Here is a 14,235-nt window from a genome sequence, read left to right as displayed (position 1 = left end):
GTTATTTATATATTTGAAATATGCAGGATTTCCAAAAAAACAGTAATATTTTCAATTTACTTTCAGAAGGTGTTTCAGAGGGTATTATTGTAGTTAATTCAGAACAAAAAATAGTTGCCACCAACTCTTCATCCGAACAAATGTTTGGGTATATGAAAGATGAATTAATTGGTAAACCTTTAGATATTCTAATTCCAAAAAGATATCATTCTGGGCATGATGCACACGTAGATAAGTTTATTGCCAAAAGTGGCAAGCGTCAAATGGGTCATGGAAGAAATCTATATGGTATCTGTAAAAATGGAAAGGAATTTCCTGTAGAAGCTGGTTTAAATCCATTTGAATTTTACGGATCCACCTATGTAATGGCACTTGTTATAGATATAACAGAACGAAAAAGCCGCGAGGAAGAACTTAGTCATTGGGCACGTATTTTTGATGAATCACTTAATGAAATTTATGTTTTTGATGCCGAAACTTTCAAGTTTTTAAATGTCAATAAAGAAGCACAACGAAACATAGGTTATTCTATGGACGAAATGACTTCTATGACTCCTGTTGATATCAAACCAGATATAGACGATTTATATTTCAAAGAATTAATAGCACCATTAATAAATAGTGATACTGGCAAAGTAAAATTTGAAACCACCCATGCCAGAAAAGATGGCTCTACTTATCCTGTTGAAGTACATCTGCAACTATCTAATCTAGGGGAAAACAGAGTATATGTTGCCTTTATTTTAGATATAACAGAAAGAAGAGATTATACAGAAAATTTAGAAAATATTGTTGAAGAAAGAACACATCAACTTACAGAAGCATTAGCAGTAGAAAAAGAACTTAACGAGCTTAAAACACGTTTTTTATCCTTAGTATCACACGAATTTAAAACCCCTTTAAGCAGCATTTTAACATCTATTACGTTACTGGGTAAATATACAGAAACAGACCAACAGCCAAAAAGAGACAAACATGTAACTACCATAAAAAACAAGGTAAAATATCTAGATACTATCCTTAATGATTTTCTTTCTGTTGAACGCTTAGAATCTGGTAAAGTAAATTATAAGATTGAAGAATTTCCATTAAGTAAAACCGTTAACGAAGTAGTATACAACTGCAATATGCTTCTTAAATCTGGTCAAAAAATTCACTACCCAGAAAATATTGATGAAGTAAATATTAGGTTCGATGAGAAAACTTTAGAATTGGCATTATCGAATTTAATACACAATGCAATTAAATATTCCCCAGAAGATTCAACCATAGATATAATAGTTGAAATAAGGGATAAAGACTACGCTATTAAAGTAATAGATGAAGGAATAGGTATACCTGAAGAAGAGCAAAAACATATATTCAATCGTTATTTTAGAGCAGAGAATGCGCTATTAACACAAGGTACAGGTATAGGTTTAAACATTGCAAAACAACACATAGAGAATTTAGGAGGTAGCCTTGAGTTTTCAAGTACCGAAAAGAAAGGGTCTACTTTTATTCTTTATTTACCAAAATTAAATACCAACTAGAAGATGAAAAGAATTTTATTGATTGAGGATGATAAAGCCTTACGCGAGAATACTGAAGAACTTTTAGAACTTTGTGGATATAATGTAACTACAGCATCAAACGGTAGAATTGGTATTGAAGCCGCCATAGAAAATTTACCCGACATCATAATATGTGATATAATGATGCCAGAAGTAGATGGTTATGGAGTCTTAGAGAATCTTTCCAATAACGAAAAAACAAAACAAATACCTTTCATTTTTCTTTCTGCAAAAACAGAGCATAAAGAAATTAGAAAAGGCATGGACTTAGGTGCAGATGATTATTTAACCAAACCTTTTGAAGAAGAAGACCTTACTAGTGCTATAGAAAGCAGACTGGCAAAAGCTGAGCTTATAAAGCGTATGCAAGATGATACATCTAAAGAACACGGTGTTACAGAAAACGAAATACAATCCATTCATGAACTAAAGAATTTCTTTGATGATAATGGAGAATTAGCCAGTTTTAAACAAGGTGAAATAATATTTCAAGAAGGAGTACGCTCCAATAAAATTTATCTTATTCTAAAAGGATTGGTAAAATGTTACAGCATGGATTCTGATGGCAAAGAATTAATTACCTCTTTAAATAAGGCAGATGATTTTTTAGGTTTTACTTCCTTTTTAAATAACGTACCATATCAAGAGTCGGCAACGGCATTAGAAGCAGTAGAATTAGCGGGAATTTCAAAAGATAATTTAAAAGAAATATTAGGCGAGAATAACAATATTTCGCTAGAGTTAATGGAACTTTTGTCTCAGAATATCTCTAACATAAAAGCTCAATTATTACAGATGGCATACAGCTCTGTACGTAGAAAAACTGCACAGACCTTACTACAGTTCGCAGATATAATGAATACCAATAAAGATGAACCAATTAAAATTTCACGTAATGATTTAGCTAGTGTTGCCGGAATTGCCACTGAAAGTTTAATACGAACACTATCAGGCTTTAAAAAAGAAGGCTTAATTACTATTGAAGGACGAAATATTCAAATTAAAGAATTAAAAGCGCTGCAATATGTAAATTAGTTATATCTGATATTTATCATTTATTGACTGCCATCATGGATATAAATTTGCATTGTAAGTATCCATGAATGAAACACATTTTAATTCCCACAGATTTTTCCAATAATTCTTGGAATGCGCTTGAATATGCTGTTCAGTTATATAAAGGTGAATCATGCATTTTTTTTATTTTACATATTGATGAGCTAAGCAAGTCTTATGTAAAAGGTAATTCTTTTATGGCATTGACTAAGCCCAATCCATCAACAACAAAAGATAAATTGAATCATTTCTTTGAACAAATAGGAAGTTTACCAGCTAATATATTACATCAGTTTATAGCCTTAGAGGAGTATGGTAATTTTATTGATATAGTTAAAAAAATTGTCCAAGAAAAAAAGATAGACTTAATAGCATTGGGTACAAAAAATGTCTCCGGTTTTAAAGCTTCGGTATTTGGGAATAATGCAGGTAATGTGATCACTAAAGTACTTTGTAACGTTTTAATAATACCAGAAGAAACAGCACTAAAAACACCTGATAAAATTGCGTTTCCAACAGACTTTAATCTTTTCTACTCCTACCCTATATTAAATTCACTGACCGAAATACTTGAAATTTCTAAGGCGAACTTGGAAGTAGTTCACGTTAGTCAATCTCAGCCTAAATTTACAAATGCCCAAGTCAATAATAAAGAATATTTAGATGACTATTTAAACGAGCTTTTTTTTGGTTCTCATAGCTTTCAAAGTATTCTTGGAGCAAATATTAGGGATTCCATCATAAACTACATTTCAAGCAACAAAATTGATATGCTGATATTGGTTGCTAAAAACCTAAACTTATTTCAACATCTATTCTTTAACAACTCTATTCAACAATTAAGTTATCATACTTCCGTACCGCTAATGGTTATACATGAGTAAAGTTCACTATTTCTGATTTGGAGCAATAATTTAAGATTTTGAGCCTTTTCAAAGAATAGCATAACATTCGTAATTAGCACTCAAAATCGTACTTTTGCAACTTTGCTATGAATACATGATTAATTTTGAAGAAAATATAGAGGTTAAGGGCGCACGCGTGCATAACCTTAAAAATATAGATGTTACCATTCCCCGAGACAAACTTGTTGTAATAACTGGTTTATCTGGTAGTGGAAAATCATCATTGGCTTTTGATACTATTTATGCAGAGGGACAAAGGCGTTACATTGAAACGTTCTCTGCCTATGCTAGACAATTCTTAGGCGGTTTAGAGCGTCCAGATGTAGATAAAATAGATGGTCTATCTCCAGTAATTGCCATTGAACAGAAAACTACATCAAAATCACCGAGATCCACTGTAGGTACTATTACAGAAATTTATGATTTTTTAAGACTACTTTTTGCCCGTGCTGCTGATGCACACAGTTACAACACTGGCGAAAAGATGGTAAGTTATAGCGATGAACAGATTAAAAATTTGATCATTGAATCTTATGACGGAAAAAAAATTAACATTCTAGCACCCATAATTAAATCAAGAAAAGGACATTACCGTGAACTTTTTGAGCAGATAGCCAAACAAGGTTTTGTAAAAGTTCGTGTAGATGGTGAGGTCAAAGATATTGTTAAAGGCATGAAAGTGGATCGGTACAAGACCCACGATATTGAAATTGTCATTGACCGTTTAAAAGTGCTAGAAAGCGAAGATTTTCATAAACGCTTGTCAGAGACCATAAATACTGCCATGTATAGTGGTGATAATGTACTTATGGTACTTGAAGAAGGTACAGATGTACCTAGATATTTTAGTAGAGATTTAATGTGCCCAAGTACCGGCATTTCATATCCAAACCCTGAGCCAAATACATTTTCATTTAACTCTCCAAAAGGCATGTGCCCTAACTGTAGTGGTTTAGGTCATGTATACGAGGTCAATGAAAAGAAGATTTTTCCAAATAAAAAACTATCTATAAAAGGCGGCGGAATAGCTCCTTTAGGAGACTATAAAAAATCTTGGGCGTTTAAACAGATTGAGACCATAGCTGAGCGTTATAATTTTGAAATAACCGACCCTATTGAATCTTTACCTGTTGAGGCAATTGAAATTCTTTTAAATGGCGGTAAAGAAAGTTTTGAAGTAGACTCCAAAACTTTAGGAGTTAAACGCACCTACAAAATTGATTATGAAGGTATTTCAAATTTTATTAAAAATCAGTTTGAGGAAGCAGCTTCAACATCCATAAAGCGATGGGCAAAAGAATACATGGACAAAATTACATGTCCTACTTGTACTGGGTTTCGTTTAAGAAAAGAATCGCTCTATTTTAAAATTGAAGAAAAAAATATTGCTGAGCTAGCTAATTTGGATATTGTTGAGTTAGCGGAATTCTTTAATGGCTTAGACAAAAAACTAAGTGGTAATCAACTTAAAATTGCCGAAGAAATAATAAAGGAGATAAACACTAGAATTCAATTTCTTTTAGATGTTGGTTTAGATTACCTATCCTTAAATAGAAGCTCTAAATCCTTATCTGGTGGTGAAGCTCAAAGAATTAGACTAGCCACACAAATAGGATCACAGCTGGTAGGTGTTCTTTATATTTTAGATGAACCTAGTATTGGATTGCACCAGCGAGATAACGAGAGATTGATAAAATCTTTAGAAGCTTTAAGGGACATAGGCAATTCTGTAATTGTGGTTGAACATGATCGCGACATGATAGAACGTGCCGATCATGTAATTGATATTGGACCAAAAGCTGGTAAAAACGGAGGTCAAATTATTTCTGAAGGCACTCCAGAAGAATTAAAGAACGTACATACATTGACAGCCGATTACATGACCGGTGTCAAAAAAATAGAAGTACCAGAAAAGCGAAGAGCTGGTAATGGTAAGGAAATTGTGCTTTCTGGCTGTACGGGTAATAATTTAAAAAATGTCACTGTAAAATTCCCATTAGGTAAAATGATTGGGGTTACAGGAGTTTCAGGTAGTGGAAAATCTACACTAATAAACGAGACGCTTTACCCTATAATGAACGCCCATTATTTTAATGGAGTTAAAAAGCCAATGCCATATAAAAAAATTACAGGTCTTGAGCATATAGATAAAGTAATTGACATCAACCAATCGCCAATTGGTAGAACCCCAAGATCAAATCCAGCTACATATACAGGGGTTTTTAGCGAAATAAGGTCATTATTTGCTAAAACAACTGAAGCTTCAATAAGAGGTTACAAACCTGGCAGATTTAGTTTCAATGTTAAAGGCGGTCGTTGCGAAACTTGCCAAGGTGGTGGATTAAGAGTTATTGAAATGAATTTCTTGCCTGATGTTTATGTAGAATGCGAAACCTGTAACGGTAAAAGATTCAACAGAGAAACATTAGAAATACGGTATAAAGGCAAGTCAATTTCAGATGTTCTAGAGATGACTATTAACGAAGCTGTGTCATTTTTCGAACTTATTCCAAAAATACATCGTAAGTTAAAGACCATACAAGATGTTGGTTTAGGCTATATTTCACTTGGGCAGCAATCTACTACCCTATCCGGCGGTGAGGCTCAACGTATTAAACTAGCAACAGAACTATCTAAGAGAGATACCGGTAATACCTTTTATATTTTAGACGAACCTACCACAGGGTTACATTTTGAAGATATAAGGGTTTTGATGGAAGTTTTGAATAAATTAGCTGACAAAGGAAATACCGTATTAGTCATTGAACACAATATGGATGTAATTAAAATGGTAGATTACATTTTAGACATTGGTTACGAAGGCGGACGCTCTGGCGGCCAATTGGTTGCAAAAGGAACGCCTGAGCAAGTTGCAAAAGACAAGAAAAGCTACACGGCAAAGTTTTTAAAGAGAGAATTAAAATAAAATATTAGTTATTACATTTAACTATTAAGATTGTATTTAAAATATGAGATCAGAAAAACATCATAAAGGTTGGAACGAGATTAAGACAAATGACTCTTGGGCTATTTTCAAAATAATGGGCGAATTTGTTAATGGTTTTGAACGTATGAGCAAAATTGGGCCATGTGTTTCAATATTTGGGTCTGCAAGAACAAAAGAAGAAGACCCGTATTACAAACTAGCAGTATCTATAGCTAAATCTATAGCTGAGGCTGGTTATGGTGTTATTACTGGTGGTGGTCCAGGTATAATGGAAGCTGGTAACAGAGGTGCAAACCTTGCTGGTGGAACTTCAGTGGGTTTAAATATAGATTTACCTTTTGAGCAACATGACAATCCATATATTGACAATGATAAGAGTTTAGATTTCGACTATTTTTTCGTTAGAAAAGTTATGTTCGTAAAATACTCTCAAGGCTTTGTAGTAATGCCAGGAGGTTTTGGAACTTTAGATGAGCTTTTTGAGGCTATTACACTTATTCAAACACATAAAATTGGGAAATTTCCAATAATTCTGGTTGGCAGCGATTTCTGGACAGGTTTAATGGATTGGGTAAAAGGTACCATGCTTAAAATGGGTACTATCAGTCCCGAAGATTTAAATCTTATTAAAATTGTAGATACCGAAGATGAGGTAGTTGAGATTATTGATTCCTTTTACAAAGGGCACAGCATGAGTCCTAATTTTTAATCCCTACTTTGATACGTAACTTTTATTCATTTTTCTGTACTTGCATCTTACTTTTAGTCGCTAACGTCACTAATTGTTATGCTCAATATGAGACTAACCTAACGGTTAGTTTAAACGAGTATACCAAAGAATTAGATATACGACAAGAGTTCACTTATTATAACAACTCTAACTACAACCTTGGTGTTATATACTTCAATGATTGGGCAAACGCCTATTCTGATAAGAACACAGGTTTAGCGAAAAGATTTGCTCAAGAATTTAAGAAATCACTTCATTTGGCTAAAGCTGATGAACGTGGCAAAACAACCATAATTAGTGTGGTTGATGATTCCTATAATGGTCTTGAATGGAGCCGTACAGAGGGTAAAGATATTTTAAAGGTTACTTTAGGTGACATTTTACCACCAAATACGTCAACAAAAATCTTTATTACATATAAGGTGAAATTACCACCCAATAAGTACACCACTTATGGTTATGGAAATAGAGGTGATTATTATTTAAAAGATTGGTATTTAACGCCTGCGGTATACGATGGGCAATGGCATCTATATTCAAACAAAAATTTAGAGGATCTATATATGAATGTGACCAATACGGTCATAAACTTCAAATTTCCAGATAGTTTATATCTAGCCTCCAATTTTGATATTAAATCAGAATCTGCTTTTCCCAACGGGCAGTTCGCCAAACTAAAGGGAAATTTGCAGCGTGGTGGTGAAATAATTCTGAAAACACAAAAGGATTTTTATACGCACAGAACGCCTTACATGACTTTTTTAACGGACATAAAGGCACCAAGATACAGTCCGATTGGTCAAGGTCTATCCATAAATAAAGTTGCCAATTTCATACATAACAATCTTGGAGATTACCCTCACGAGAAAATATTGGTTAGTGAATTAGATTATAACAAAGACCCACTTTATGGTTTAAATCAACTCCCATCTTTTATACGCCCGTATGAAGAACAGTTTCAATTTGAAATGAAATTCTTAAAAACTGCCATAAACAGTATTTTAAGAGAGACCATGTTTTTAAACCCACGTAAAGAACAATGGCTAAATAGTGCTATCGCAAATTATTTAATGATTGCATATATAGAGGAAAATTACCCTGATCAAAAGTTAATGGGTAAACTCTCTAAAATATGGGGTTTTAGAAGCTTTGAGCTGGCTAAAATGGATTTTAATGACCAATATGCTTTTTTATATAACCTTACGGCCCGTAAAAATCTAGACCAGGCGCTGCAAACATCAAACGATTCGCTTATAAAGTTTAATCAAAAAATAGCGAATAAATATAAGGCTGGTTTGGGTCTTGCCTATTTAGCAGATTATATTGGTAAGGAGCATGTAGATGAAAGTATAAAAAGATTTTTTGAATACTATAAGCTAAACAATGTTAAGGTTCATGATTTTGAGTCTATTTTAAAACGCTCTACAAATCAAGATATTGATTGGTTTTTTAGAGATTACGTATCTACTGACCGAAAGATTGATTTTAAAATCAAAAGAGTAAAAAAAGACTCAGATTCTTTACAAGTAACCATAAAAAATAAAGAAGGTACTAACGTTCCTATTTCTGTTTTTGGACTTAAAAAAGATTCTATTGTTTCTGAATATTGGTTTAGCGATATTCAATTTGAAGAAACCTTTACCATACCTAATAATCAAGAAGACCGACTAGTTCTTAACTACGATCAAAAAATACCAGAATTTAACCAGAGAGACAATTGGAAATCTTTAAAGGGATTTTTATCAAGTAATAAAAAATTAAAATTTACATTTTTTAAGGATGCTGAAAATCCGTATTTCAATCAAGTTTTTTATGTACCAGTATTGAATTTTAATGTGTATGATGGTTGGGCTCCCGGGATGAGACTTTACAATAAAACTTTATTAGAAAGACCTTTTGTATATGACTTTGCTCCTTCCTATTCGTTTAGAGAAAAGGCTTTTGTTGGTTACGGAAAGTTCAATTATAGAAAATACCTTAGCAAGAGTGGATTGTATGTAGCAAATTATGGAATAGGAGCTTCTACTTCTCATTTTAATGAAAATTCTAGATACACCTCTATTACACCTTCTCTTAGTTTTGGGTTTAGACCAGCAGATTTACTATCCAACAAGAGAGAATTTCTTTCTTTTAGATATATTAATATTTTAAGAGACTTCGACACTTCATTACAGAACTTAGCCAATGATCCTGAAAATCCTGATTACAGTGTATTTAACGCTCGATACATCAATAGAAATAATGGTATTTTAGATTACAACTCCTGGTTTGTTGATTTTCAGTTGGCAGGTAATTTCAGTAAGCTATCCTTTGAATATGAATACCGAAAACTTTTTGAAAATAATAGACAACTGAACCTTAGATTCTTCGCCGGTAAATTTTTGAGTAATAAAACCCAAACAGATTTCTTCAGTTTTGCACTTGACCGCCCAACAGATTATCTTTTTGATTATGGCTATTTAGGTCGATCAGAAGATTCTGGTATATATAGTCAGCAGATAATTATCGCAGAAGGCGGATTTAAATCATTTTTAGACCAAAAATATAGATTCTCAAATGACTGGATGACAACGGTTAACGGAAGCTTCAACCTATGGAAATGGATTGAACTTTACGGTGATGCCGGTTTGGTTAAGAACAAAGGTATTGATGGTAAGTTCGTTTATGACTCTGGAGTTCGATTGAACTTGGTTACAGACTATTTTGAACTTTATTTACCTGTATATTCAAATAATGGTTGGGAAGTATCACAACCAAATTATGGTGAGAAAATTCGTTTTATCATCACAGTAAGTCCAAAAACCCTGACTGGATTATTCACAAGAAAATGGTTTTAAACTAACAATTTCGAATACCTCTAGTAAAATTTTTAGTTAAAATTCTGATATTTTCAACGTAATGTCAAATTTGTTGAAAAATATGGAATAAATTAACTCGTAACACCGTTGCTAAAAACTACTTGATTCGGTAATTTTGTATAAACTCGATAATACATGGATGTTTCTTCTAAAACCAGTAATGATATTTCTTTTGAAGATTTCAAAGAGCAAATTATCAATGACTACGAAATTGCTTTTCTAAGCAGAACATGTAGCTTATTGGGAAGAAAAGAGGTCCTTACCGGAAAAGCTAAATTTGGTATTTTCGGTGACGGTAAAGAATTACCGCAATTAGCCATGGCAAGGTCATTTAAGAATGGTGATTTTAGAAGTGGTTATTATAGGGATCAAACGTTTATGATGGCTCTAGGACTTCTACAACCTAAAGAGTTTTTTCACGCACTTTACGCTACAACGGATATTGAAAAGGAACCTATGAGTGCAGGTAGACAAATGGGTGGTCATTTTTTAACCCATAGTCTTAACGCAGATGGTAGCTGGAAAGATTTAACCAAACAAAAAAATAGTAGCGCAGATATATCCTGTACTGCGGGTCAAATGCCACGCCTTTTAGGATTGGCACAGGCATCTAAAGTATATAGAAACCAAAAAGGTTTAGATAGTGCTAAATTCTCGGTTAACGGAAACGAAATAGCTTGGGGAACCATTGGCAACGCAAGTACAAGTGAAGGCATGTTCTTCGAAACTATAAATGCTGCCGGTGTTTTACAAGTACCTATGGTTATAAGTATTTGGGATGATGAGTATGGTATTTCTGTCCCGGCAAAGTTTCACACTACGAAGGAAAACATTTCCGATGTTCTCTCTGGTTTTCAAAGAACCGAAGAACAAAAAGGTTATGAGATATTAAAGGTTAACGGTTGGGATTATACAGCACTAATGCATGTTTATGAAAATGCTGCGGATATTGCTCGACAAGAACATGTACCAGTTTTAATTCACGTTAACGAACTGACACAGCCACAAGGCCACTCTACTTCTGGTTCTCATGAGCGTTATAAAGATAATAAGCGATTAGAATGGGAACGTGACCATGATTGTAACAAACGCTTTAAAGAATGGATTTTAGAATCTGGCATAGCCACTTCTGAAGAATTAGAAACTATTGAAAAGCGAATAAAACGTACAGTTAGAGAGGCTAAAAAACAGGCTTGGGAAGAATACCTAAAAAACCTTCTTTCAGATAAGGCTGTATTAGTTGGTCTTCTTGATAAAGCCGCTGCCAAAAGTGCAAACAAAAATTTCTTAAATAAATTAAAGAACGATTTAATTGCTACTGAAGAGCCGGTTAGAAAAGATTTAGCAATTTCGGCCAGAAAATCATTAAGATATTTACTTGGAGAAAACACCCAAGAAAAGTCGGATTTAATCAACTGGACTGCTAATTTCTTAGCGGAATCCCAAGAGAAGTATAGTTCTCATTTATATAGCGAAAAAGACAATAAGGCTACCAACGTCACTGCAGTAAAACCGGAATATAATGATGATATTGAACAGGTAGATGGTAGAGTTATTTTAAGAGATAATTTTGACAAGCTATTTGAAAAATACCCAAATACACTAATATTTGGAGAAGATACTGGCGCAATTGGTGATGTAAATCAAGGGCTTGAAGGTATGCAAGAGAAGTACGGTAAAATTCGTGTTGCAGATACCGGTATCCGCGAGACCACTATTATTGGTCAAGGTTTAGGTATGGCTTTAAGAGGTCTAAGACCTATTGCAGAAATTCAATACTTAGATTACATTTTCTATGCAATGTCAACCTTAACGGATGATTTAGCTACACTTTTATATAGAACCGCCGGAAAACAAAAAGCCCCGTTAATCATTAGAACTAGAGGTCACAGACTAGAGGGCATATGGCACTCTGGATCAGAAATGGGTGGACTTATACATTTGCTTAGGGGAATGTATATTTTGGCACCTAGAAACATGACACAAGCTGCTGGTTTTTATAATACGTTATTAAAAAGTGATGAACCTGCCTTGGTTATTGAAAGTTTAAACGGCTATAGATTAAAAGAAAGAAAACCAAAAAACTTAGGTGAATTCTGTACTCCTATAGGTAAAGTTGAAACTATAAAAGAAGGAAAGGATATTACCATTGTTTCATATGGTTCAACGCTACGTATTGTTGAAAAAGCAGTTAAAGAATTAGTAGAAGTGGGTATTGATGCAGAAATAATTGATGCACAGACCTTACTCCCTTTTGACATAGAAAAAGATGTATTAGAGAGCGTAAAAAAGACAAACCGATTGTTGGTTGTAGATGAAGACGTACCAGGTGGATGCTCTGCTTACATATTAAACGAGATAATTGAAAAACAAGGAGCTTTTAAATATTTAGATAGCGCACCACAAACTTTAACGGCAAAAGCGCATAGACCTGCTTATGGTTCTGATGGTGATTATTTTTCAAAACCAAATAGAGAAGATATTTTTGAAAAAGTTTATATGATTATGCATGAGGTTAATCCTGGTGACTACCCGAAATTAAGATAGAAATACTTAACAAATAGTAAGAAAAATCCCATGTTAAGTGGGATTTTTTTATGCCTAAATTTCAGTCAAAAAATTAATTGAATAATTTAACAATATCACAAGTTCTCTTAACTTACTGAAAACTAAGCTACCTCTATTTTTTAATGAGATTTTTTTTTGATTAGCACATAACCAACTACAACATAATTAACAAAAACAAAAAAAAAAATGATACTTTTAAAGTAAATATTAGGCACAAATGAAAAACACCATATTAAAAGATATTGGCTTAGCTTTTTTTAGAATTGCGGTATCAGCAATGATGCTAACCCACGGACTTCCTAAATTTCAAAAACTTATTTCTGGAGATTTTCAATTTGCAGATCCAATTGGAATTGGTGAAACACCTTCACTATTTTTGGCTGTTATTGGAGAATTCATTTGTCCTATTTTAGTTATTATAGGTTTTAAAACGCGCTTATCGGCAATACCAACAGCAATTACAATGGCTATTGCTGCATTTTTAATTCATGGTGCAGATGATTTTGGCACTAAAGAGAAAGCGGTATTTTATTTAGTTTCTTTTGTGACAATTTCACTTCTTGGACCAGGTAAGTTTGGAATAGACAGAAAATAGTAATTAAACTATTTTATAAAGTAATTCTTTAAGTAAATCTATTTCTTTCATTGGTGTTGCCCCAACTCCTTTGCCTTTCAAATCCATTTCACGAAGACTAGATATAATCCCACTGACTTTTTTCATAGGGTAATTTCTAGCAGCTGTTTGTACTTCACTAACGAAATAAGGATTTATGCGTAAGGCACTTGCCACGTTTTTAGGGGAATGGTCACTTAGCCCATGATACTGCAATAACTGCGTAAAAAAGGAATGCAATAAGGTAATCGTTAGTATAAAAGGATTGTCTTTAGGGTTTTGGGCGAAGTAATTAATAATCTTAGTGGCCTTAACAATATCTCTATCCCCAATTGCTCTTTTCAACTCAAAATTATTATAATCTTTACTTATACCTATATGTTCCTCAATATGTTGAGGATTAATTTCTGTTTTTTGTGGTAAGGCTAATTTTAATTTTTCAAGTTCCTTACTGATTTTGCTCAAATCCGTTCCCAAATATTCTACCAATAATAAGACTGCTTTATGAGATATGGTATAACCACTACTTAACAAATGCTTTCTGAGCCAATCACTAACCTGATTTTCGTAAAGCTTCTTGCTTTCAAAAATTACTCCGTTTTTTTTAATGATTTTATGAAGTTTCTTACGCTTGTCTAGCTTCTTGTACTTGTAACAAATAACAAGAACTGTAGACTGCTGAGGGTTCTCTGCATAGGCACACAGATTTTCAATAGTACGAGATAAATGTTGTGCCTCCTTAACTATTACAACTTGGCGTTCTGCCATCATAGGGTAACGTTTTGCGTTACCAACAATGTCATCTATAGAAACATCTCTTCCATAAAGCACCATTTGATTAAAACCTTTCTCTTCCTCGGTCAAAACTTTAGCACCTATAAAATCAGATATTTTATCAATAAAATATGCTTCTTCTCCATACAAGAAATAAATGGGGCTAATCTGCCCTTTTTTAATTGTATTGACTATTTGTACAGCTTCATCCATTCAGAAAAATTCATCAAC

The 14,235-nt window shown here is 33.4% G+C and carries 9 protein-coding genes; 8 read left to right on the top strand and 1 reads right to left on the bottom strand.

Annotated elements, in window-relative coordinates; translation table 11 throughout:
• Positions 1-20 precede the first annotated feature (20 nt).
• The 8 genes from P178_RS0113670 (at position 21) to P178_RS0113635 (ending at position 13,212) form a co-directional block, all read left to right on the top strand.
• Positions 21-1,532 carry a PAS domain-containing sensor histidine kinase gene (locus tag P178_RS0113670; RefSeq protein WP_027066741.1) on the top strand — a complete coding sequence of 504 codons (1,512 nt, stop codon included), beginning with the start codon at positions 21-23 and terminating at the stop codon, positions 1,530-1,532.
• Positions 1,533-1,535: 3 nt separating this feature from the next.
• Positions 1,536-2,588: a response regulator gene (locus P178_RS0113665; RefSeq protein ID WP_027066740.1), complete on the top strand. Its 1,053-nt coding sequence runs from the start codon at positions 1,536-1,538 to the stop codon at positions 2,586-2,588.
• Positions 2,589-2,656: 68 nt separating this feature from the next.
• Positions 2,657-3,493: a universal stress protein gene (locus P178_RS0113660; RefSeq protein ID WP_027066739.1), complete on the top strand. Its 837-nt coding sequence runs from the start codon at positions 2,657-2,659 to the stop codon at positions 3,491-3,493.
• Positions 3,494-3,608: 115 nt separating this feature from the next.
• A complete protein-coding gene (uvrA, locus tag P178_RS0113655) occupies positions 3,609-6,440 on the top strand; it encodes an excinuclease ABC subunit UvrA (protein WP_027066738.1) in 2,832 nt (943 codons plus the stop codon).
• A gap of 43 nt (positions 6,441-6,483) precedes the next feature.
• Positions 6,484-7,170 carry a TIGR00730 family Rossman fold protein gene (locus tag P178_RS0113650; protein WP_027066737.1) on the top strand — a complete coding sequence of 229 codons (687 nt, stop codon included), beginning with the start codon at positions 6,484-6,486 and terminating at the stop codon, positions 7,168-7,170.
• A gap of 8 nt (positions 7,171-7,178) precedes the next feature.
• Positions 7,179-10,028 carry a M1 family aminopeptidase gene (locus P178_RS0113645; RefSeq protein ID WP_197026807.1) on the top strand — a complete coding sequence of 950 codons (2,850 nt, stop codon included), beginning with the start codon at positions 7,179-7,181 and terminating at the stop codon, positions 10,026-10,028.
• A gap of 156 nt (positions 10,029-10,184) precedes the next feature.
• On the top strand, positions 10,185-12,596 hold the full coding sequence (locus tag P178_RS0113640; RefSeq protein WP_027066735.1) for a thiamine pyrophosphate-dependent enzyme: 2,412 nt from the start codon (positions 10,185-10,187) through the stop codon (positions 12,594-12,596).
• Between the two features lie 238 nt (positions 12,597-12,834).
• Positions 12,835-13,212 (top strand): DoxX family protein, encoded by a 378-nt coding sequence (locus P178_RS0113635; RefSeq protein WP_027066734.1) that lies wholly within the window; start codon positions 12,835-12,837, stop codon positions 13,210-13,212.
• A gap of 3 nt (positions 13,213-13,215) precedes the next feature.
• Here the strand turns inward: P178_RS0113635 and holA are convergent, their stop codons facing one another.
• On the bottom strand, positions 13,216-14,217 hold the full coding sequence (gene holA / locus P178_RS0113630) for a DNA polymerase III subunit delta (RefSeq protein ID WP_027066733.1): 1,002 nt from the start codon (positions 14,215-14,217) through the stop codon (positions 13,216-13,218).
• Positions 14,218-14,235: the final 18 nt, after the last annotated feature.

Source organism: Maribacter sp. Hel_I_7 (assembly GCF_000688315.1).
Classification (GTDB): Bacteria; Bacteroidota; Bacteroidia; order Flavobacteriales; family Flavobacteriaceae; genus Maribacter; species Maribacter stanieri.
This window is presented reverse-complemented; position numbering and strand designations above follow the sequence as displayed.

Excerpts from the sequence above, each read along its gene's own strand:
- P178_RS0113670 (WP_027066741.1), top strand. The coding sequence starts at position 21 with ATGCAGGATTTCCAAAAAAACAGTAATATTTTCAATTTACTTTCAGAA.
- P178_RS0113665 (WP_027066740.1), top strand. The coding sequence starts at position 1,536 with ATGAAAAGAATTTTATTGATTGAGGATGATAAAGCCTTACGCGAGAAT.
- P178_RS0113660 (WP_027066739.1), top strand. The coding sequence starts at position 2,657 with ATGAAACACATTTTAATTCCCACAGATTTTTCCAATAATTCTTGGAAT.
- uvrA (WP_027066738.1), top strand. The coding sequence starts at position 3,609 with ATGATTAATTTTGAAGAAAATATAGAGGTTAAGGGCGCACGCGTGCAT.
- P178_RS0113650 (WP_027066737.1), top strand. The coding sequence starts at position 6,484 with ATGAGATCAGAAAAACATCATAAAGGTTGGAACGAGATTAAGACAAAT.
- P178_RS0113640 (WP_027066735.1), top strand. The coding sequence starts at position 10,185 with ATGGATGTTTCTTCTAAAACCAGTAATGATATTTCTTTTGAAGATTTC.
- P178_RS0113635 (WP_027066734.1), top strand. The coding sequence starts at position 12,835 with ATGAAAAACACCATATTAAAAGATATTGGCTTAGCTTTTTTTAGAATT.
- holA (WP_027066733.1), bottom strand. The coding sequence starts at position 14,217 with ATGGATGAAGCTGTACAAATAGTCAATACAATTAAAAAAGGGCAGATT.